Origin of the sequence: Fundicoccus culcitae (assembly GCF_024661895.1) — a bacterium.
GTDB classification, from domain to species: Bacteria; Bacillota; Bacilli; order Lactobacillales; family Aerococcaceae; genus Fundicoccus_A; species Fundicoccus_A culcitae.
In genome coordinates this window covers 2,866,402-2,888,044 of sequence record NZ_CP102453.1, presented here as the reverse complement: position 1 = coordinate 2,888,044, position 21,643 = coordinate 2,866,402, and the positions used below count along the sequence as shown (strand labels likewise).

Below are 21,643 nucleotides of genomic sequence, written 5' to 3'. Positions count from 1 at the left end.
TGGCTTACCCCTCTAATGCTTTGACAAATTTTTGCGCTTCTTCCGCCACACCGGCATAACCTTTTTCGGGAACCGTCTTACTTAATGCACTACCCACACCAACGGCAACTGCCCCTTTATCGCGCCATTCACGAATGTTTTCAAGCGAAACACCCCCTGAAGGCATCAATTCAACATCAGGTAAAGGTCCATGGACATCTTTGATAAAGCTTGGCCCTAATAAGCCGCCAGGGAATAATTTAACAATGGGTGCCCCTTGATTCACCGCATTGACAATTTCAGTGACTGTTCCACAGCCTGGTAAATAATAAGTATCTCTTGCTTTAGCTACATCCATGACTTCTTGTGAATAATGCGGACTAACAAGAAACTTAGCCCCTGCTTCCATAGCTTGTGTAGCCATCTCGCCATCCATCACCGTTCCCGCCCCAACAACAACCGATGTATCTTCTTTAAATTCTTCTACTAACCGTTCAATGACTTGCGTGGCTCCCGGAGTTGTATAAGCAACCTCAATATTTTTGATCCCGCCTTGTATTGCCCCCTTGGAAATTTGATAACCATCTTCTGCATCTTTACCGCGCACAACGGCAAAAATATAGTTTTTCTTCATTGTCTCTAACATCTCTTATCCTCCTATTAAAATAAATATCGTTGCATTTTAGCGAAGTCATCTGATGACTTAATTATGTTCGTTTTCTATTCAAAAGTCAAGGCCGAAATCACAAAAAGCCTATACTTTAATTATAGTTCTCAATTTATTATTTATATTAGAATTCCTTATCAAACATAGGTTCTACTGGCCTTATGAAGTTGTTTTGTTTGTGAAAATTTACGCAATTTCGTTGACTTTTAACCGCCGACTTGTCTGATGTATTAGACGCTAAATCCGACATATACATCAGACGACTTTGTTGCAACATGCACTTATGATGGATTGCTCCCTGTACTTTTGTTTTTAGCTGACATCTGATTTAAGACCATCCGATTTTGTGAGATATGAACCGACATCGCATCATAAGCTCCCCAACTGTCGCGTCGTCTAATCGCCTGGGCAATTTCTCGATGGGATTCAATCGTCGCCTGCTTAATTTCTTTACTGGTAAAGTAGTCATTATAAAGCTGAATCGATTCAATAATAATGGGTAATAATTGTTTCATTGCAATATTCCGACTGGCTTCAGCAATCGCACTATGGAGTTGGATATCTAATTGAAAATGCATCGCATCATCTTTTTCAATTTCAACTTCAACTGCTTTAACAATTTGCTCAATAACATCAATTTCCACATCCGTCGCATGGATAGCCGCTAAACTGGCCATGCGCGGTTCAATCAAAAAACGCATTTCAAATAAATCCTGTGTTAATTTAAGGGTATCTTCAACTTGACTGAAACCTAAAGGATCTTCTTGACTCGAAACTAAATTCTTAACATACGTGCCTGAACCATGCTTAACTTCAACAATATTTTGTGAAGCTAAAATTTTAATCGCTTCACGCAAAGTACTCCGTCCGACCTCCAACTCTTTGGCTAAGGTAAATTCATTCGGTAGCTTACTGCCAACTTGGTAACCATTCTTAATAATAAAATCAAAAATCCGTTCAGCCGTTTTTTCGGATAAGGTCTGATGATTTAATTTTTCTTCTGACATAAAATGGCTCCTTTCAATTATTTTTTGTTTTCTCATCTTAATTGCTTTTCCTATTATAAGCAATTTTAGCACGAGCTGTAACCTCTTAACAAATATCTCGATACAAAAAAACACACTGTCTGTATTGTTTAAAATACAACAGTGTGTTTTACAAGTCGATTAAATCATCTGATTACTTTTTCTTTTTGGCAGATAAATCATTTAATATTAATTTAAAACCAAATGCAACTAAGATGATGGCTAACGTTACATAACGTAAGGTTCTGATTTCACCTGTAGCAGGTAGATTTTCTTCGATGCTTTTTGAAATGGATACTTGACGCGATAATGATTCTGATGCTTCTTCACTGGTTTGTGATTCATCACTTGAACTACTACTGATTGATTCAGAACTAGATTCAACGGCCGCATTACCTGTCACAACAGCAAATCGACCTAATTGTTGGGTCCGAATGGTGACTGTTTGATTATAAACTGAATTCGTTAAATTCGATACATTCTCACCATTAATTCTTAAAACTTGAATTTGACTTCTTACTTGTCCAATCGGAATACGAATTTCTGCAACCCGTGTTAACTGAACCGGATTATTTTGTCGATCAAGTAATTGAATATCATATACCGTATATTCCTTACCATTTAAAGCCGTCGGTATGGGGTTTAAGGTAGTTACCCGACTTGTTTGTAATCTGACAACATTGCCAGCATCTTCGGGATTGATCCAAACCTCGATACCTGTCGCATCATCCACATACCGTCTAGTTGCTTCCTCAGCTTCACTCTCATCAACACTTTCTTCAGATATAGAAGAACTTTCTGATTCGGATGCTGCAGAGGATTCTGCTACTGATTCGGAAGATGCTTCAGATTCAGAAGAGGCTTCGGACTCAGAAGAGGCTTCGGATTCAGACGAAACTTCGGACGATTCCGGGCGCACTTCCACCGAAACATTTTGTTCGACGGTTTGGTCGGCGGTTATCGTTACCGTCCCAGTCTTATTGGTTATTTGGTATTGATTAGGTACTTCAACAATCTCAAAAGGATAGTCCCCAACTTCAAGTTCCGTAAAACTGGCGATTCCTTCGCTATTGGTACGAACCTCTTGATTATTGATTCGAATCAAAGCGTTTTGAACGGGGCGGTTTTGATTGTCGATAACAGTGATATTTACTTGACCTAAAAGACGTTTTTCAATGGTTAAACTGGCTTCAAAAGCCATACCTTCTTCAATTTCGGCACGGACTTCTTCGCCACTTAAAACATAGTTGCTTGGGGCTTCAAGGACTTCATAGTAGTAATTGCCTGGGTCAAGTGAATTAAATTGAACCCAGCCATCTTCAGCCGTCGTACCATTCAAACCACCAAATTTGACCACTGCATTGGCAACGGCTTGATTGTTTTGGTCTAATACTTGAATCCGAGCGGTTGCTAATTCAATCGCACGTTCCAGTGTAATGGGTACGGTCACGTCTTCAGCTTCAGTCAGTTCCACTGAACCCGTCAATTGACCACTGTAATTATCCGGAACATTACTTAAAGTATAGTCATAGGTGGCCGGATTTAATTCGCTAAAACTGACCCGCCCTTCCTCATTAGTCGTACCGGTGCGGCCATCCACGGTCACTTCGATGCCACTAACGGCTTGGTCATTTTGATCGACTATCACAAATTGAATCAAACGTTGTTGAATATCCCGTGTTATCGCAACCGTGCGACTTTCTTCGGTGCCTTCTCCAATAACAATGTTACCTGTTTGTAATTCCCCTTGATAGCCATCAGGTAAGGCGGTCATTTGATACTCATAAGTACCTGGGGCAACTTCATCGAATACTGCACGTCCCGCTTCATCCGTTGTGGCTGTTTGATCCCCTAAACGGACCGTCACACCCGCAACCGCTTCGGCATTTTGATCATTAACAATTAAAATAAATCGCCCTGCTGCAAGGGTTCGATTGACTTGAATATCAACGACCGTTGTTTCCTCAGCATTTGCGGTTACTACATCACTGGCTTGTCCCGTATAACCCTCAGGTAGTGACACTAACTGATAATTATAATCGGTATCGACAGCTAAGTCCGAAATACTAGCGATTCCTTCGCTATTGGCTGTTATTTCCTGATTGTTTACTTGGATGACAGCATTGGCTACGGCTTGACTTTCTTGATCATGAACATTGAATTGAACCGTCCCAGTAGGTTCTGCATAGGTAAGTAAAATCGTCCCCGTTGCTGGTTCATTTTCGGGTACAAAAATGGTATTGGTTGGGTTTTCGATGTGATAATTTTCTGGCAAGCCGCTAACGGTATAGTCATAGCTACCTGCCTGGATATTTTCAAACACAACGACACCCGCCTCATTGGTTGAAAGGGTCTGATCATTTAAGGTAATTTCAACATTCTGAACTAATTGGTCATTTTGGTCATAAGCCGTAAAGGTTACTGTCGTTGTTTGTGGAGCCCGTTCAACTTGTATGTTAACCTCAGCCACTGCGTCCGCCGTCACGGTCACAACACCTTCAGCCGAACCCGTGTAACCTTCTGGCAAGCTAGTCAAAGCATAATTGTAATCCCCTAAAGGTAAATTCGGCAGATTGGCGACACCATTTTCATTCGTCGTCATCACTTGATCTGCTACTGTAATTTCGGCATTTGCGACCGCTTGTCCATCTTGGTCTGTAAGCGTAAATATGGCTTGATTGGTTTGTGGCGCACGTTCTAAATGAAGGGTGGTGGTAGCTAGTTGGTCAGCTTCTACGGTTAAGGTCCCTTCGGCTGAACCACTGTAGCCTTCTGGCAAGCTATTAACATAATAGTATTGGTCACCTAAAGGTACTTCCGTAAAGCTTGCTAGGCCACTTTCATTAGTCGTAGCTACTTGGTCGCCTAAAACGACCTCCACCCCAGGAACAGCTTCGTTATTTTGATCAAGTACGGTAATTTCCGCTTGGCTTGATGTGGCTAAGCGTTCAACGGCGATAGTTAATTCAGAAGTTGCATCTGCCAAAATAGTTAGGGTACCTTCGGGAGAACCACTAAACCCTTCAGGTAAAGCTGTGACACTATAGGTAAAGTCTCCAAGAGCTAGTTCACTAAAGGTAGCTACCCCATTTTCGTTGGTAGTAACAGCTTGCTCACCCAAGGTAATTTCAACACCTGGTATCGGCGTATTATTTTGGTCCAAGACAGTAATGGCTGCTTGGCTGGTTTGAGTTTGTTGTTCAACCGTTATGGTAGTGGTAGCGATTGAATCCGCCACAATAGACACGACACCTTCAGCAGTTCCACTATATCCTTCAGGCAGACTGCTAATGGCATAATTGTAGTCACCTAAAGGTAAGTCAGCTATGCTGGCGACGCCATTTTCATTACTTGCGATAACTTGATCAGCAACGGTAATCTCAACGCTTGGCACTGGGGCACTATTTTGATCAACCACTGTAAATTCCGCTGCGTTCGTTTGCGCTGCCTGTTCTAAGTAAGCAGTCGTCGTGGAAGTTTGTTCAGCGGTTACGGTTAAGGTCCCTTCAAACGAACCTGAAAAACCTTCAGGAATAGCATTAACATAATAATAGTAATCACCTAACGGCAGTTCACTAAAGCTAGCTACGCCGTCTTCATTTGTTGTTGCCAACTGATCACCTAAAACAAGCTCTACCCCTGGAATAGGTGCACCATTTTGGTCTAAGACGGTAATTTCAGCCTGATTTGTTTGGGCTTGACGTTCTACCGTAATATTAACTTCAGAAGTTGCATCAGCAACGACTGTTATGGTTCCTTCTGCCCATCCGGTATAGCCTTCGGGTAAACTAGAGATTGCATAATAATAATCACCTAAGGGTAACTCTGATAGAGAAGCAACACCTGCTTCATTGGATGTAATTATTTGATCGCCCACTAAAAATTGGGCATTAGGCACTGGCTCTTGGTTTTGATCAGTGATATTTATTTGGAGGTTACTGGATTGTGGGGTACTTTCTAAATGTATCGTTACTTGCGAAATTTCATTGGCGTTAATGGTTAAATCGACCTCATATTGTCCAGTAAATCCTGCAGGTAATTCCGCTACACTCAAATGATAGTTTCCAGCCGCTAAATCATTTAAATGAGCCAACCCATTTTCATCTGTTTGCAGTGAATAATCACCTAATGCAAATACGACATTTGGTACAGCCACTTCATTTTGGTCAAAAACCCGCAACTCTAAAGCCCCATTTTGAGCTTCTGGAGGTTGCGTCTCATCGCTTCCTTGTTCTCCAAGAATAGAGGCAGCGGTTTGGTCCGTCAATAAAATGTCCAAATCCGTCACCATTTGTTGGGTCGTTGGGTCAACGAGGTCAGGGCCTGCTTCGATGTCAAAGGGGATATCATATACAACAGTCCCATCTGCTAACGTGTTGACCGCTCCTAAATTATCTAATTCTTTATTGTCACGGCCAGCATTAATATCCTCTTGCGATAATTGAGGAATGGATTGCTCGATTTGATAAGCAGTAACTGATTCACCGTCACGAACAAAGCCCTGAGCATCATAAATACGTAAGACATAACTCCCCGGCTCTAAAACCAACGGTTCTGTGGGAACATCATTGGAACGATACGAATAGACCACTTGCGATAATGTGGTATCAATAATATCATACGAAATTTGTGTTTGCTCTGATGGCTGATTCATTTGTGTTTGTAGAAACACATCGATATTTACTTCAATGCTTTCTTGCGCAAAGATGGTCACAAATCCGCCTAACTGGCTTGACACAAGCATTGACGAAATAAGAAGATGTTTAGCAATTTTCTTCAATTTCATGATAATTCCTCCTTCTTTGTTTACTCTTTAAATGTATCATAATATCTTAAAGAAAAAGCTAAACTCAAATAAATATCATATTTTTAACTAAAAGTTTCTCATTAAGTTCACGCTTTTTTCATAATTACCTGAGAGTTTGAAAATGTTTTACCCCACTTTTTTTAATAAATATCTCAGTGGACGAGGCGTTGCATTTTGGGGGTTTGAAAAGGGGGTTTGAAAAATGGGCGTGACTATTAGCGCAAAGCGAGAAATAAAAGACTGGTTTTTCTATAATTTTCAACTTGTACCCTAATTTGCCGGCTTTCATTTCCCGACGAAGTCCGGCAAATCAATTTGGCGGTCTTCCCGCATAATCGAAAGCCGGTATTTCAGTAATTGACATCATATTCTCCATTTTCTTGAGTGCTTTGTAAGCGCGAAGTGAACGCGTGCTTGTTTGCGATGCATCAACGTGATAAAAGGCTGATTCTCTTCGATGAATCATCTGAATTTGAATTTTTTTCAGGAATCGTTACATTAAAATGACTATTCGGGTCAATGCTAAGAGAGCAGTGACCCGAACAAAGCATTTGCCTAATATTTTTTGTGAAATCCCTCCCTTCCAACGGTGGTCTATCATAAACTGATGGTAACTCATTTCCCACTTACCATGAGGAAAATCCTGAGTGACAATGGGCGCCTTTATTGTCATGGGGAAAATCCTGAGTGACAATGGGAGGGCTTATTGTCATGAGGGAAAATCTGAGTGACAATGGGACGGCTTATTGTCATGGGGGAAAATCTGAGTGACATTGGGACGGCTTATTGTCATGTGAGAAAATCTGAGTGACATTGGGACGGCTTATTGTCATGTGAGAAAATCTGAGTGACAATGGGCGCCTTTATTGTCATGAGAGAAAATCTGAGTGACAATGGGAGGGTTTATTACAAGCGATAAGTAAGTGATTGTTAGTTGATGATAGCCAACTATGGAGGAAATCCACAATAATTATTAGGCAACTAAAACTAGAGATTTCTGTAAAACATCAAATTCAGATGATTCATCGTAAGTGGGGAGTGAAAGGCCGTCGAATAAAGCTAATCGATCATCATACACCTAATTTCATGACCGAATAGCCTTAATTGTAGTCTATTTTACGGAAATATATTTCCCACTTAATCAGTTATGTGGAATATTCCGGCTAAGTTAGTTCCACTTAGTCAGCAATTATGACAAGTGACCGTCGACCATCAGTCTATAATAGCCCACCGATAGAAGAAATTCCCAATAATTATTAGGCAAATGCTTAATCTGGCTATTGCTCTGATAGCAGTGGCCAGATTAGTCATCTAAAACTAGAGATTTCTGTAAAAAATAAAATTCAGATGATTCATCGAAGAAAATCAACTTTTAATTGCATTGATATATCATAAACAACCCCCTCGTTCACTTCTCGCTTACTCTGAAGAGAGATCCTATCCGCAAGAGAGTCCTATGAGAGGTGGATAGGAGTTCCAAACTGCCTATAAACAAGTTGTGTGGCGGATGGGATCTTCAATCCGATAAGTGGGAAGTAAATGACCGGTGATTTGATAAGCCGTACCTTATATTTTGATTTGCCGGACGTCGATGGGAACAGAAAGCTGCCAAGTAGGCTGAGCCGTTGGAAGAGTGAAATGACGAGCCCCCAATCTTCCGCCAAACAGCGACTCATTTGGCGTTCGCCCCCCAATCCCCCGCCAAACAGCGACTCATTTGGCGTTCGCCCCCCAATCCCCCGCCAAACGGCGACTCATTTGGCGTTCGCCCCCCAATCCCCCGCCAAACAGCGACTCATTTGGCGTTCGCCTAGGTGAAGAGGAAAAACATAAGCTTCGCCACCGCAAGTGGGAAGTAGAAAGTGGATAAGCCTCAGCATCCATCGGGGAAAGCAACCGTGGCATAGGATGTGAATCGGCGAAAGGCCCGTTTTCGAAGTCCGGCATATTGCGGAATCGCGCATCATCGCAAGCACCAATCGAGTAGGAGACTAGTCATTAATTGACTAGTCGACCTCTCACACCACCGTGCGTACGGTTCCGTACACGGCGGTTCAATAACTTAAATATCTTTTATCGCTCATATAAGTAGGTTAGATCCTTCAATCCCCAGATAGCGAGCCTTTTGTTTGTGATGGCTCGGTGTAAAATTTCACTCCGTGAAAGTCTCCAATAAGCCTTACGACTCCCTGCCATCTTGAGCGAATCATCATGGTCTATGCCTAGTCGCCTAAGTTGTGTATACCGAGTGGATACTTTCTTCCATCTTTTCCAGATGAGCTGTCGCAATCGATGATTCAACCAGCTCTGAGTTTCTATCATGAAAGATTTCATAAAACCAATTTTGTAGTAATTTATCCACCCTACAGTCACTCGATTGATTTCTACTACTATATCTTCAAATGACCCAGGTCGATTACGACGAGTTAACTTCTTGAGCTTGGTGCGAAACTTTTGTTTAGCCGACTGACTAGGTCGGCATCCTACTTTCCCGTGCTATTATGAATATGAAACCCCAGGAATTTAGATTGGGTGGGTGTCGTCACTCGGCTTTTTTCCTTATTCACCGTTAGACGTAATTTCCCTTCAATAAAGTCTGTAATACCTTCCATCACACGTTCGCCTGCCCGTCTACTCTTTACATAGATGACAAAATCATCCGCGTATCGAGCGAACTTATGACCTCTACGCTCAAGCTCCCTGTCTAAATGGTGTAAATAGACATTCGCTAGTAACGGAGATAAGGGGCCTCCTTGTGGTGTTCCCATATCCGTTTCAACATAAAAGCCTTGGTCCAGGATGCCTGATTTAAGAAAGTTCCAGATAATTCTTAAAACAACTTTATCCTGAATATAGTATTCAAGATTATTTCTAAGAATTTGATGGTTGATGGTATCGAAATAATTCTTCAAATCACAGTCTACTACTACACGATAACCTTCTTCGTAGTAACTGATGACTCGTGCCACCGCTTGATGAGCGTTGCGACCTTTTCGAAAACCGTAACTAAATTCAGAGAAATGCGGGTCAATTATCGGGTCAATCACTTGAAGTATCGCTTGTTGTACGACTCTATCCCTTACCGTTGGAATACCCAAAAGGCGGACTCCACCGTTAGCTTTGGGTATTTCAACTCGTTTCACAGGTTGTGGTTGATAGGTTCCAGCCTTGAGCTTTCGAACAATGGCTGACCCATAAGTCGCCATATGTTCGTCTAGTTCATTAACCGTCATCCCGTCTACACCGGGTGCTCCCTTATTTTTGCGAACTTTAGCGATAGCTTGTTCCATGTTTGTTTGACTGACTACTTGGTCAATCAGTAAGATATCATTTTGTTTATTCATATCTGTGCTACGACACCTCCGCACTCCTACATATCTTTTTGCTTCCAGCATATCCTTCTGTAGGCAGCCATCTCTTCGAACTTAATCACGATGTTGTCTGCGTTATCGGTGACGTATCCACCTCCTTGATTTTCAAAATTGTTATTGTTCTGTCCTTCCTAGCTATAGGCTAGTACTATGACGTCTGCTGACTTCTCATCATTCGTTGTTACTACGATTAACTATCGTTGATGAGACCTCCCCGGGTAAGAATGACAACCTTCCACTCATGTCACTGCTTCATCTACTGTATGGGATTCGTGCAGTATTGGACTTTACTTTGTAAGGCAAGCTCGTCCGTCCCTGTTCAGCCTTAATATGAAGTTTCTGTTCGTCAGTGCGAGTGTTTGCCTCCGGCTTCCTTCAGATTCCACCTCACGATGGACACCCTTGCCTTTAGCTAACAGTTCCTACTGCCAAGCCTGTAGTGGACTTTCACCACCAAGTTGTCACCCATGCCGGGCGCACCATAAAAAAAGCCGATCGGGTTGTAAAACCCGGTCGGCTTCTTGCAGTGATATTTATTATTATAAACCTAAGTGGCCTTTTACTAAATCTTCTATGGCTTGCATTTCTGTTTGGATGTCAGCATCGTTTAAGATGATGTTTTCAAGGGTTGTTTCGAACGCATTGAAGACTTCACTAGCACCCACGTATTGTGGAGATGACATACCATAAGCTAACTCAGCTGAAGCAGCTTGTACATATTCGTTTTCAGCTAAGTAGTTTTGCCAAGTTTCAGAATCAACACCTGCTTGGGTAATTGGTAGGTAGCCAGTTGCGATAGCCCAACGTGCAGTATTTTCTGGTTGTAGTAAGAATGACATGAATTGAACGGCACCTGCTTGTTGTTCTTCAGAGGCAGTTGCAAACACACCTAAATCATTTCCAGCGAATAAGGTTAATTTATCGCCACCACCAAACGTAGGGATTTCAGCGGTTGAGAAACCAATGTTATTTTCTTCAATTCCTGGCGTAACATAAGCTAAACCAGCAGAAGAGCCGATGTATAAAGCTGTTTCACCTTGTGAGAAAGGACCAGACATGTAACCATCTTCACCCGCAGTACGAGCATAGCCGTTATCGATTAAACCTTTTAAGAATTGAATTGGAGCAATCGCTGTTTCAGAAGCGATTTCTACTGTTGATAAATCTTGAGAAACCCAAGCAGCTCCATTTTGGCGTGCCATTGTTTCAACTTCCATTGAGAAGCTGTTTTCAAGACCCATGGCTGGATTTTCTAAACCTGCTTCTTGTAAAGCCACACCTAATGCTTCAACTTCTTCCCAAGTCGTTGGAATAGTATCAAAACCAGCTTCAGCTAATAAATCTTCGTTTACATACATTAAACGAACCGATTTTGAGAATGGAATAGCATAAACTTGATCATCAAACGTTACACCTTCAAGGAATCCAGGGAAGATATCACCATATAAGTCTTCACCAAAGTTATTTTCGTCAGTTAATAAATCATCTAGAGCTAATAAAATACCTGAATCCATATAGTCTGGCATGTTAGAAGCAGCCATTTGAGCAATTGTTGGTAAGTCACCTGCAGCACCTGAAGCCATAATACTTTGTGATAAGGTACTGTAATCACCTTGGTTTTGTTCAACAACAACATAATCCGATTGAGACGCATTAAATTCCCCAACTAATTCCGTAATCATTTCTTGGTGCGGACCATTCATTGCATGCCAGAATGTTAATTCAACAGGTTCTTGAGCAGAAGCCAATGGGCTAAGGGCAGATAATCCAACAGTAGCAGCTAAACTAGCGAGTAAAACTTTAATTTTTTTCATCAATTTTTTCCCTCCAGAATATTTGTCCTAACCCTTGAGGCCAGAACGCGAAATGCCTTGCATGATGTACTTTTGCAACAGTAGATAAATGACAACCATAGGAACTACGACAATTGTTGACGCAGCCATTAACAGTTCATACTGTGTTCCAGCTTCGGTCGTAAAGGCTTGTAATCCCACAGGTAAGGTACGTAGCGACCGTTCATTTGTGACAATTAAAGGCCACATGAACGCATTCCAACTACCAATTACCTTCAGAATGGTTACTGCAATAATCGATGATTTGGATAGTGGAACGACCATTTCCCAAAGGAAACGCCAATCACTACAACCATCTGATTTAGCAGCATAATACAATTCATTCGGTATTGATTCGAAGGATTGTTTCAAAGTAAAGACGGAAAACACACTAGCTAACCAAGGTAAAATAAGTGCCCAGTAAGTATTGATCATTCCCCAATCTGCTAATGTAACAAAGTTAGGAATGGTCATTAACTCACCTGGAACCATCATCGTACCCAGTAACAAGATGAATAAGATATCTTTACCCCAAAATCTAAGTTTAGCAAAGGCATAAGCTGCCAAAATGCTCGTAAATAATTCGCCGATCGTTGTGACAGATGTGACGAACACACTGTTTAGAAAATAACGACCGAACGGTGCCGCTTCCCAGGCTTTGGCATAATTACCAAATTGCAAAGTTTCAGGCACCCAGACTGGTGGGATGGCGATAGCTTCTGTCCCTGTCTTCAAACTGGTCGCAATCATCCAGTAAAAAGGCAAAATCATTAGCACGCCACCAAAGAATAAAATAACGTAAGTTATCGAATAAGAAAAGATCTTTTTCATGTCTAGCCACCCCGCTTCTCAAAGTAACGATTACCGAAAAATTGAATCAAGGTAATGCCTAACACGATTAAGAACAAGACAATCCCAGAAGCCGCAGCCACACCATAATCAAATTGAACATAAAACTTCTGGAATAAATAATAGACTAAGGTAGTCGCTGAACCCGCTGGACCAGGACGTCCATTAAATAAAGAATAGACTTCATCAAAAACCTTAAAGTTGTTGATCACACCAACAATTGATAATAAAAAGATTGTCGGCCGTAATAGAGGCAAGGTAATATTAATAAATCTATTCCAAGCATTGGCGCCATCAATTTTAGCCGCCTTATAATAATTTTCATCAATATTGCCCAAACCAACAAGAAATAGCAAAATATTAAAGCCTAAACCTTTCCAAATAGACATAATAATCACCGCTGGCAGTGCCATATCAGGATTATTTAGCCAATTAATGGGTTCAACCCCAAACAAGCCAAGAATATAATTGAAAAGACCGTAACGCGAATGATAGAGCCAATTCCAAACAATTGAAATAGCCACGGTGGACGTCACATAAGGCAGAAAATAAACGGTTCTAAAGAACCCTTTAAGAAACGGAATCATGTTTAACATTAAAGCAATCGCTAACGAAATAATGAGAGAAGCTGGTACGACACCGATAACAAAGATAGCGGTATTTTTTAACGCTTGATAAAAAGCCGGATCGTTAAATAACTCTTCGTAATTCGCCAAACCCCGTCCATCTATCTCGCCTGTAAACAAATTAAAATCTAAATAAAAACTCATATCAATCGATTTAATAATTGGATAAACAGTAAATATCCCAACTAAAATCAGCATCGGCGCCAAATACAACAAAGCTTGCAAGGTACTCTTTAGGGTAACTTTACGATTCATTGTCACCACTACTTTCAATGATATTATTATCTTGGTCAAATAACAAAAGGTCTCCTTTAACCTTTAGATAAATCGTATCATTTTCCGAAATATTCGCTTCGATATCCGTCGCAACAAAATGTTCTTCACCCGCTACGCAGTGAATAGTCGTTTCCTTACCAACATTTTCAATCCGTTGCACCTGCGCCTTGATTAAATAATCCGATTCATCCGCTAATCTAAATTGTTCCGAGCGAATCCCAATCAATTCCCATTCTTGATTAAATATCTCTGCTTCAGGATTGAGGGCTACTGAAGAACGTTGGAAAGTATTGATGATCGGTGTCCCAATAAATTTCGCCACAAACAAATTATTAGGGCGTTGATATAAGGTCACTGGATCACTGATTTGTTGAATTTCACCCTTATCTAAAACCATCACACGATCGGCAATACTAAGCGCTTCTTCTTGGTCGTGCGTAACAAAGACAGTTGTTACTTCTGTTTCTTGCTGAATGCGTCTTATTTCCTCACGCATTTCAATTCTTAGACGTGCATCTAAGTTGGATAAAGGTTCATCCATCAAAAGAGTATCCGGTGACTTGGATAGGGCTCGACTAATGGCCACACGTTGTTGTTGCCCGCCCGATAATTGACGGGGGTATTTATTTAATTGATCGGTAATGCGGGTTAAACGGGCCATTTCTTCGGCACGTTCACGACGTTCTTTTTTAGGCATCTTAGCCATTTTCAAAGGGAACATAATATTTTCTAAAACGGTCAAATGTGGGTATAGAGCGTAATTTTGAAAGACTAACCCAACTTGTCGTTTAACCGGATCTAACTTAGTTACATCACGGTCATCAAAAAAGATTTTCCCACCACTAGCTTCTAACAATCCTGAAATTAGGTACAAGGTCGTTGACTTACCACACCCACTAGGTCCTAAAAAAGAAACCAATTGTTTACTTGGTAATGTAAAGTTGATTTTGTCCAAAACGGTATTATCTTGGAAACGCATGGTAACATCTTCAAATCTTACTTGCATTGGCCACCTCGGTATATATTATCGTATTCATTAAGCAAATACATTATAGCAAGCGATTGTAAATTTTATGTAAATATTAGGTATAGTTTTTAATTTTTGACAGTCACTCTTTCTTGTCATTAATCGGTATTGTAAAGGCTTTATTTCCTTGCCATATGACATTATGCATTGTAAAGGGTAAATTTTAGTGCTTTATATAGATTTTTTATAATAAAAAGACAAAATATGTGGTAAATTAGATATGTACTTAATTTTACAAGCCAAGCCTCTTTAGATTCATTCTAATTTATTGTATAATAATCACATTGATGCTAAATATGAAAGGATGAAACATAAAATGTCAGATCAACTCACGATAGATAATCTTTCAATTACGGCTAATGGGCAAGCCATTTTTGAACCGGTTAGCTTTTCTGTAAAAGCCGGCGAAGTTATTGCCCTCGTTGGACCTTCGGGTAGTGGTAAGAGTACTTTATTGAAATTTTTGGTTCAATTAAATGATCCAAGACTCGAACATACAGGAAGATATTTATTCGATGGAAGAGACGTTAATGATTATGACCCCGTTACTTTACGTCAAGCCATTTCCTATTGTGTTCAAACCCCTAGTTTGTTTGGTCAAACCGTCGAGGATAATTTACGCTTTCCTTATGAGATACGTAATCTAGAATTTGATCGTTCACATGCCCTAGAATTACTCAATCAAATGAAGTTATCCGATGCGTTTTTAGACCGTAAAATCAACTCGTTATCAGGAGGCGAAAAACAACGGGTTTCATTAATCCGTAACGTCCTATTTGCACCAAAAGTTATTTTGCTAGATGAAATTACATCGGCCTTAGATGGGGAGACACGCAAAGATATCTGGGAATGGTTGCGTGTGTATCATGAAGAGACAGGCGTCACAGTTATTTTAGTTAGTCATATGGAAGAAGAACAACTGATGACCCAACGTCAAATTAAGCTAGTTAAAGCCAATAATAAAGGAGGCAACTAACCATGGAACAAAATTTGCAAGTAAGTCCTTTAAGTTTAGTCTTAACGTTCAGTTTAGTCTTTATCGCTTTATTTATTTCCTATAGAGAAAAGTTGGGTTTAGAAAAAGATATTCTAGTAGCAATCATCCGCATGATTATTCAATTATCAGTTGTCGGCTTTGTCTTAACAGCGATATTTAGTGTGGATAATACATGGATTACCTTAGGAATGGTTTTAATTATCATTATTAACGCTGCTTGGAATGCTGCGCAGCGTGCCAAAGGCATTGAACATGCCTTCCGTGATTCTTTTATATCGATTTTTGTCACCACAGCGATTAGTTTGGTTGTTATTGTTATTTCCGGAAGTGTGGAATTTATACCCTCACAAATCATTCCCATCAGTGGAATGATTGTCGGTACCGTGATGACTTCCGTTGGCTTAACTTATTCAAATATGCGGCAATTATATGCGGATCGTCAACAGGCGGTGATAGAAATGTTAGCCTTAGGCGCTACACCACGCCAAGCATCACAGGGTATTTTACGTGATACGATTCGTCAAGGTCTACAACCTACGATTGATAGTACACGGATGGTTGGACTGGTAACCTTGCCGGGGATGATGTCAGGGATGATTTTTGCAGGTGTTGAACCAACCAAAGCCATTATGTATCAAATGATGGTTATGATTGTGATGGTCGCCGCCACTGCCCTTTCCGTATTTCTAGCAGCCTACTTAACCTTTGGCAAATACTTTAGCAGTCGCTACCAACTAAAAACCGAAATTTGGGAATAAACGACACAACGAAAAAACCGACCTCAGTATCATTGAGTGTCGGTTTTTTAATATTATCTATTCTAACCCGGAATGGTCTGCGGTAAATTGAAGGCATTTAACATTTCCTGACTGGCATTCTCGATGGCGACCGTCTCAACCAAACTACCTTGAACGACGACACGTTCGTTAAGACTGTAATCACACGTTATTAACGTAACAATCGGTTCAACCGTTGGCTGGACTAAATCCACACGCGTTGGTTCGACTTGATCGATATAGTCCACTTGATAAACATAAATATTCTCTAAATCCGTTAGGTAAATGATATCTCCCATTTCAACACGCATCAGAGGTGCAAATAATAAATCTTCATTAATCGAATGATGGCTAGCAATCGAATAGTTGGATTCACCCATTTCCATATCCGGATATAAGGTTCCTGCGCCTAAATACATTCCCTCGTTGGTTACCCCTTTGTAAATCGGTAAATTCATCGATACCTCGGGAATCGCTATGCCACCGATAGTCGGCAAATCATTGGGATTAATGCTATTAGCTAATACCTCAGCGGCGTTAATGTTAGTAATGGCTTGCCAGTCGTATTCAACGTCACGATCTTGGTTGGCTATGACTTCCTCGCGTGTTAAATTACCAATTTGATTTTGTTCAGACCCTTGTCGAATAATCTGGTTTTTTATTGGGTCAATTGCAAGTAAGGCAGCCGCAATAATAATCAAGATGACACCCAGTATCGTTTGAAAACGACCACCCTTGCGTTTTTCCTTTTTACGTCGCTCCGAACGACTTTGAGGATTCTTTTCTTCTGACATTTTCTTGCCTCCCATTCAAATACTCTTGATAATAATATATCAAATGCGGCTATTTTTTCCTATCATTATGCAAATATTTAATCATTTTATCACAGTTATTTTAAACTTTTTCATTTTTTCGGCTTATTTCAACTTAAATAGTAACAAAAACTTCACAAATCAGTTTGTGTATGGATGTTAGCGATCTTTTTTAAAATAAATATCACTGATTTAATGTTTCTGTTTGCAATTAACCCTAATTTTAATTATAATAATCTTATAATTTATATCCATAAGGGAGTAACTAAAGGTTAGCGCCTTGTCAGTATCAACACCGTTAAGTAGATTTTCTAATCTGCTGGTACTGTACTTAAATAGTGAGACTTATGCCACCAGATTGTTAGCTAGTTAGCGTTTGGTTAGCATAAGTCTTTTTATTTTAGCTAATTTTTGGCACAACTATTGGAGGAATTTAGGAGGAAAAAATGTCAAAAGAGGATGTAAAACCTTATACATTGTCGGCTGAAGAAGTGGTGAGTCATTTAAACACCGATGCTTCTTCTGGTTTAAGTGATGCAGAAGTCCAACGTCGTCTCGAGCAATATGGTCATAATGAACTGATTACGGAAGAAAAAACAACTTTATTGCAAAAGTTTATTGCTCAGTTTAAAGACTTTATGATTATTGTCTTGTTAGTTGCCGCAGCTGTTTCAGCGGTTATCGGAGTTATCGAAGGTGAAGGAATTGCGGATGCTGTCGTTATCTTAATCGTAGTTATTTTAAATGCGGTTATGGGTGTATTCCAAGAATCCAAGGCCGAAGAAGCCATTGATGCTTTAAAAGATATGGCGTCACCTGAAGCGACCGTACGTCGGAATAATGCTAATTCAAAAATTAAAAGTACCGAATTAGTACCAGGAGACATCGTTTTACTTGAAGCTGGGGATATCGTGCCAGCCGATTTACGTTTAATTGAATCCAGTTCTTTACAAATTGAAGAAGCTGCCTTAACCGGTGAGTCTGTACCGTCTGAGAAAAGCACAGAAATTATTGCTGATCCAGAAACGGGTATTGGTGACCGCAAAAACATGGCTTTTTCAAGTACCAATGTGACCTATGGTCGTGCCAAGGGTGTGGTTATCGGTACAGGTATGAATACCGAAGTCGGTAATATTGCTAATATATTATCTACGACTGAAAGTCAACAAACGCCATTGCAACGTGACCAAGAAGAACTAGGTAAGAAACTGACGTATTTAATTATCATTATCGCTGTTATTACCTTCTTTGTTGGACTTTTTGGACCAAACGCGGGTGATAATACCGTTATTGATATGTTACTTATTTCTATTTCACTAGCAGTTGCGGCTATCCCTGAAGGGTTGCCAGCCATTACAACCATCATTTTATCTATTGGTACACAAAAAATGGCTGAAAGAAACGCCCTAGTTCGTACCTTACCAGCCGTTGAAACTTTAGGTTCAACCCAAGTTATTTGTTCTGATAAGACAGGTACATTAACCGTTAACAAGATGACCATTGAAAAAGTATACTACAATGGTGAATTACATGAAGCCAGTGAAGATATTGATTTAGATACACCTTTATTACGGTCGATTACATTTGCCAATGACGTCAACACAGATAATGCTGGTAATTTAGTCGGGGATCCAACGGAAATTGCGATGATTAAATACGCTAATGATAAAGGCTTTGATTTAGAAGCTGCATTAGAAGCCACACCACGTATTGATGAAGTGCCATTTGATTCATCTCGTAAATTAATGTCTACCATCCACCAACTTGAAGACGGAAAATATTTAATTGCTGCTAAGGGTGCTCCCGATCAATTAATCAAACGTGTCACTCAATATCAAGATGGCGATCAAGTAATTCCATTTACACAAGAACATAGCGATACCATTCTTGCCGCTAATGACGGTATGGCACGTAATGCTTTGCGGGTGCTTGCAGGAGCTTACAAAATTGTTGATTCACTCCCTGAAAAAGTGGATTCAGAATCAATTGAAAATGATTTAATTTTCGCTGGACTTGTGGGTATGATTGACCCTGAACGTCAAGAAGCTGGCGAAGCTATCAAAGTAGCTCGTAATGCCGGTATTCGTACCGTTATGATTACAGGTGACCATGCCGTTACTGCACAAGCCATTGCCGAACGTTTAGGGATTTTAAATCCTGATGAGGATAATTCCGTTCACGTTACGACAGGTGCTGAATTAGACAAAATGTCTGATGAAGAATTAACTCGTACCGTATCTAACTACTCTGTATATGCACGTGTATCTCCAGAACATAAAGTTAGAATTATCCGCGCTTGGCAAGCCAATGATGTGGTCGTAGCCATGACCGGTGACGGTGTTAACGATGCTCCTTCATTAAAGCAAGCCGATATCGGTGTTGGTATGGGTATTACCGGAACAGAAGTATCTAAAGGTGCTTCAGACATGGTTCTAGCCGATGATAACTTCGAAACCATCGTTGTAGCCGTTGAAGAAGGACGTAAAGTATTTGCTAACATTCAAAAAGCTGTACAGTTCTTACTTTCAGCAAACATGGGTGAAGTTATTACTTTATTCGTCGCAACCTTTATGGGCTGGACCATTTTAGAGCCGATTCATATCTTATGGATTAACCTCGTTACCGACGTTTTCCCTGCTATTGCTTTAGGTATGGAAAATGCTGAAAAAGACTCAATGACTAAAGCACCACGTACACGCAAAGATAACTTCCTTTCATTCGGAGTTTTACCAAGTATCTTCTATCAAGGTATCCTTGAAGGCGGTATTACCTTATTCGTTTATTGGGTAGGTCATTATGTTCTTTACCCTCATGACAACAACATTGCAGAAACAATGGCCTTTATTACGTTAGGTATGATCCAATTGTTCCATTCATATAACGTTAAGTCAACATTCAAATCAATGTTCAGCAGTAATCCATTTGATAACAAATACTTGAACTTAGCCTTTATAGGGTCTGGTGCCTTATTATTAGGTGTTATCCTTATCCCAGGTATTAATACCTACTTCGATGTCACTTTACCAACAGCATCCGGCTGGGCCGTAGCAATCATCGCTGCTATCAGTATTATTCCATTGGTAGAAATTATTAAATGGATTCTACGCACGACAGGTGTTGCTGCTAAATATGAAAAACCAGGTAGCGAAAACGTTCAATAATCATTGAATAACTTTCAACTTCTACTCTTTGAGTCTATCTCACAGAGTAGAAGTTTTTTTGTATCTATTTATATTACTTGAGCAGACCTAGGTCAGACTTGTATACTATATAAAACCAAAGAAAAGAAGGTGTGCCAATGGATCAACTACTGACAATCGCTATCTATATTATCGTTATCGTCTATGCGAACTTTGTATTAGCCACCACAACCACTGAACTACTCTCAGATGGCTTCAAAATAATGTGGCATCCCATCAACTACTTAGGCGGCATTATCGCACTAATAGCCCTACTCCCTGGCATGCCCGATTGGATGTTACTCTTAGGCTTATTTCTCATCATCCAAGGAAGGGTCGTCAAAGGTGCAATAACCAAAAACCTCAACATCCCCCGCATCATAACCCTAATCGTATTTACCACCTTAATCGTAGTCTACTGGGCAATGAAATAAAACTTCTCGTGCTAGAGAAGTTTTTTTGTTTAAACAAATATCACTGCAACAATCATAAAAAAATTTCATCCAAAACTAGCTTGACCTGAAGTCAACTTCAGGTTGTATACTATAGTCAAGAACGGAGGGATAGAGTTGAAGATTGGTGAAGTAAGCCAGTTGACCGGTATTAATATTGATACACTACGCTACTATGATCGCATTGGACTCGTTAGCCCAATCAGACAAGGTAAACATCGCCACTACCAAGCATCAGATATCGAAACGCTAGAAATGATTCAAGTCTTAAAAGCCGGACTATTTTCCTTAGACGAAATTCTCGAATTACTCAAGCTAGACGATAAATACCAAACACTCGAAAGTGTCTATCAAATTGAACTTGACGATTTAAGTAACATCAAACAACTTGTAACAAATAAAACCCAACTTATAGATGAAAAAATCGCATCCTTACAGCAAGCGCAACAACTGCTCCAACGCATTGAAGAAAAATTAAATTTACTTAGAAAAGAGGACTAATTTATGCATCAACTATTTTCTATCCTAATCTATAGCTTCATTATTGCCTATGCTGTCCTGACCTTGATTGCTGCATTCATGGATATCCGCTTAAATGGCTTTTTCTACTGGCACGTGTTTTATTTTATCGCTGCGATTGGTCTATTAATCGCCCTACTCCCAAACATACCAAATTGGGGTCTTCCACTAGCACTCGGTCTCTTAGTAGTCGTTGCTATCCTGAATGGTTACCTTACAAACAGCCTCCAATGGAGCCACATAGCTATCCGTACCATCATTAGTTTAATCGTTGCTTATGGCTGGATGTTGCTAAAATAACTAGGGAATATGTTTTTCAACACCAAAATCCGGACATTAAATGATAGCGTTAAGAACGGTCCCGCTATTATTTGTTGTTCGGATTTTGGTGCTATTATTAGCTTAATTGTTAATAAGGCTGGTAAATCTCACAAAAATATCTTCATGAT

At 40.1% G+C, this 21,643-nt stretch carries 15 protein-coding genes and 1 pseudogene; 6 read left to right on the top strand and 10 right to left on the bottom strand.

Annotated features, from left to right (window positions below):
* Window positions 1–4 precede the first annotated feature (4 nt).
* The 9 genes and pseudogenes from NRE15_RS13075 to NRE15_RS13035 form a co-directional block, all read right to left on the bottom strand.
* Window positions 5–625, bottom strand: a complete 621-nt coding sequence (locus NRE15_RS13075) for a bifunctional 4-hydroxy-2-oxoglutarate aldolase/2-dehydro-3-deoxy-phosphogluconate aldolase (RefSeq protein ID WP_313793308.1) — start codon at window positions 623–625, stop codon at window positions 5–7.
* A gap of 302 nt (window positions 626–927) precedes the next feature.
* Entirely contained in the window at window positions 928–1,653 is a 726-nt protein-coding gene (locus NRE15_RS13070) for a FadR/GntR family transcriptional regulator (RefSeq protein ID WP_313793307.1), read from the bottom strand.
* 172 nt (window positions 1,654–1,825) lie between these two features.
* Complete coding sequence (locus tag NRE15_RS13065) at window positions 1,826–6,457, bottom strand: MSCRAMM family protein (protein WP_313793306.1); 4,632 nt, start codon at window positions 6,455–6,457, stop codon at window positions 1,826–1,828.
* A 2,094-nt stretch (window positions 6,458–8,551) separates the two neighbouring features.
* Window positions 8,552–8,875 (bottom strand): annotated as a pseudogene (locus NRE15_RS13060) (group II intron maturase-specific domain-containing protein); the annotation flags it as partial.
* A gap of 86 nt (window positions 8,876–8,961) precedes the next feature.
* The gene (ltrA, locus tag NRE15_RS13055; RefSeq protein WP_313793305.1) at window positions 8,962–9,822 is read right to left on the bottom strand and encodes a group II intron reverse transcriptase/maturase; all 861 of its coding nucleotides are present in this window, start codon (window positions 9,820–9,822) and stop codon (window positions 8,962–8,964) included.
* A 566-nt stretch (window positions 9,823–10,388) separates the two neighbouring features.
* A complete protein-coding gene (locus NRE15_RS13050; protein ID WP_313793304.1) occupies window positions 10,389–11,663 on the bottom strand; it encodes an ABC transporter substrate-binding protein in 1,275 nt (424 codons plus the stop codon).
* Window positions 11,664–11,690: 27 nt separating this feature from the next.
* A complete protein-coding gene (locus tag NRE15_RS13045; protein WP_313793303.1) occupies window positions 11,691–12,512 on the bottom strand; it encodes a carbohydrate ABC transporter permease in 822 nt (273 codons plus the stop codon).
* Between the two features lie 2 nt (window positions 12,513–12,514).
* Window positions 12,515–13,411: a carbohydrate ABC transporter permease gene (locus NRE15_RS13040; RefSeq protein WP_313793302.1), complete on the bottom strand. Its 897-nt coding sequence runs from the start codon at window positions 13,409–13,411 to the stop codon at window positions 12,515–12,517.
* Window positions 13,401–14,438, bottom strand: a complete 1,038-nt coding sequence (locus NRE15_RS13035; RefSeq protein ID WP_313793301.1) for an ABC transporter ATP-binding protein — start codon at window positions 14,436–14,438, stop codon at window positions 13,401–13,403. The genes NRE15_RS13040 and NRE15_RS13035 overlap by 11 nt, the downstream gene beginning before the upstream one ends.
* Window positions 14,439–14,775: 337 nt before the next feature.
* Between NRE15_RS13035 and NRE15_RS13030 the strand changes: the two genes are divergently transcribed.
* Window positions 14,776–15,435, top strand: coding sequence for an ABC transporter ATP-binding protein (locus NRE15_RS13030; RefSeq protein WP_313793300.1), 660 nt, complete (start codon window positions 14,776–14,778; stop codon window positions 15,433–15,435).
* 2 nt (window positions 15,436–15,437) lie between these two features.
* Window positions 15,438–16,214 carry an ABC transporter permease gene (locus NRE15_RS13025; RefSeq protein WP_313793299.1) on the top strand — a complete coding sequence of 259 codons (777 nt, stop codon included), beginning with the start codon at window positions 15,438–15,440 and terminating at the stop codon, window positions 16,212–16,214.
* 62 nt (window positions 16,215–16,276) lie between these two features.
* On the opposite strand, the gene NRE15_RS13020 is transcribed toward NRE15_RS13025, so the two are convergent.
* Entirely contained in the window at window positions 16,277–17,026 is a 750-nt protein-coding gene (locus NRE15_RS13020; RefSeq protein WP_313793298.1) for a class A sortase, read from the bottom strand.
* 464 nt (window positions 17,027–17,490) lie between these two features.
* Between NRE15_RS13020 and NRE15_RS13015 the strand changes: the two genes are divergently transcribed.
* The 4 genes from NRE15_RS13015 (at window position 17,491) to NRE15_RS13000 (ending at window position 21,494) form a co-directional block, all read left to right on the top strand.
* Window positions 17,491–20,205, top strand: coding sequence for a cation-translocating P-type ATPase (locus NRE15_RS13015; RefSeq protein ID WP_313793297.1), 2,715 nt, complete (start codon window positions 17,491–17,493; stop codon window positions 20,203–20,205).
* A gap of 137 nt (window positions 20,206–20,342) precedes the next feature.
* A complete protein-coding gene (locus tag NRE15_RS13010; RefSeq protein WP_313793296.1) occupies window positions 20,343–20,657 on the top strand; it encodes a hypothetical protein in 315 nt (104 codons plus the stop codon).
* A 135-nt stretch (window positions 20,658–20,792) separates the two neighbouring features.
* Entirely contained in the window at window positions 20,793–21,176 is a 384-nt protein-coding gene (locus tag NRE15_RS13005; protein WP_313793295.1) for a MerR family transcriptional regulator, read from the top strand.
* Window positions 21,177–21,179: 3 nt separating this feature from the next.
* Window positions 21,180–21,494, top strand: coding sequence for a hypothetical protein (locus NRE15_RS13000; RefSeq protein WP_313793294.1), 315 nt, complete (start codon window positions 21,180–21,182; stop codon window positions 21,492–21,494).
* The last annotated feature ends 149 nt before the right edge of the window (window positions 21,495–21,643 follow it).

Coding starts and splice junctions, on each gene's coding strand:
- NRE15_RS13075 (WP_313793308.1), bottom strand. CDS start 625: ATGTTAGAGACAATGAAGAAAAACTATATTTTTGCCGTTGTGCGCGGT.
- NRE15_RS13070 (WP_313793307.1), bottom strand. CDS start 1,653: ATGTCAGAAGAAAAATTAAATCATCAGACCTTATCCGAAAAAACGGCT.
- NRE15_RS13065 (WP_313793306.1), bottom strand. CDS start 6,457: ATGAAATTGAAGAAAATTGCTAAACATCTTCTTATTTCGTCAATGCTT.
- ltrA (WP_313793305.1), bottom strand. CDS start 9,822: ATGAATAAACAAAATGATATCTTACTGATTGACCAAGTAGTCAGTCAA.
- NRE15_RS13050 (WP_313793304.1), bottom strand. CDS start 11,663: ATGAAAAAAATTAAAGTTTTACTCGCTAGTTTAGCTGCTACTGTTGGA.
- NRE15_RS13045 (WP_313793303.1), bottom strand. CDS start 12,512: ATGAAAAAGATCTTTTCTTATTCGATAACTTACGTTATTTTATTCTTT.
- NRE15_RS13040 (WP_313793302.1), bottom strand. CDS start 13,411: ATGAATCGTAAAGTTACCCTAAAGAGTACCTTGCAAGCTTTGTTGTAT.
- NRE15_RS13035 (WP_313793301.1), bottom strand. CDS start 14,438: ATGCAAGTAAGATTTGAAGATGTTACCATGCGTTTCCAAGATAATACC.
- NRE15_RS13030 (WP_313793300.1), top strand. CDS start 14,776: ATGTCAGATCAACTCACGATAGATAATCTTTCAATTACGGCTAATGGG.
- NRE15_RS13025 (WP_313793299.1), top strand. CDS start 15,438: ATGGAACAAAATTTGCAAGTAAGTCCTTTAAGTTTAGTCTTAACGTTC.
- NRE15_RS13020 (WP_313793298.1), bottom strand. CDS start 17,026: ATGTCAGAAGAAAAGAATCCTCAAAGTCGTTCGGAGCGACGTAAAAAG.
- NRE15_RS13015 (WP_313793297.1), top strand. CDS start 17,491: ATGTCAAAAGAGGATGTAAAACCTTATACATTGTCGGCTGAAGAAGTG.
- NRE15_RS13010 (WP_313793296.1), top strand. CDS start 20,343: ATGGATCAACTACTGACAATCGCTATCTATATTATCGTTATCGTCTAT.
- NRE15_RS13000 (WP_313793294.1), top strand. CDS start 21,180: ATGCATCAACTATTTTCTATCCTAATCTATAGCTTCATTATTGCCTAT.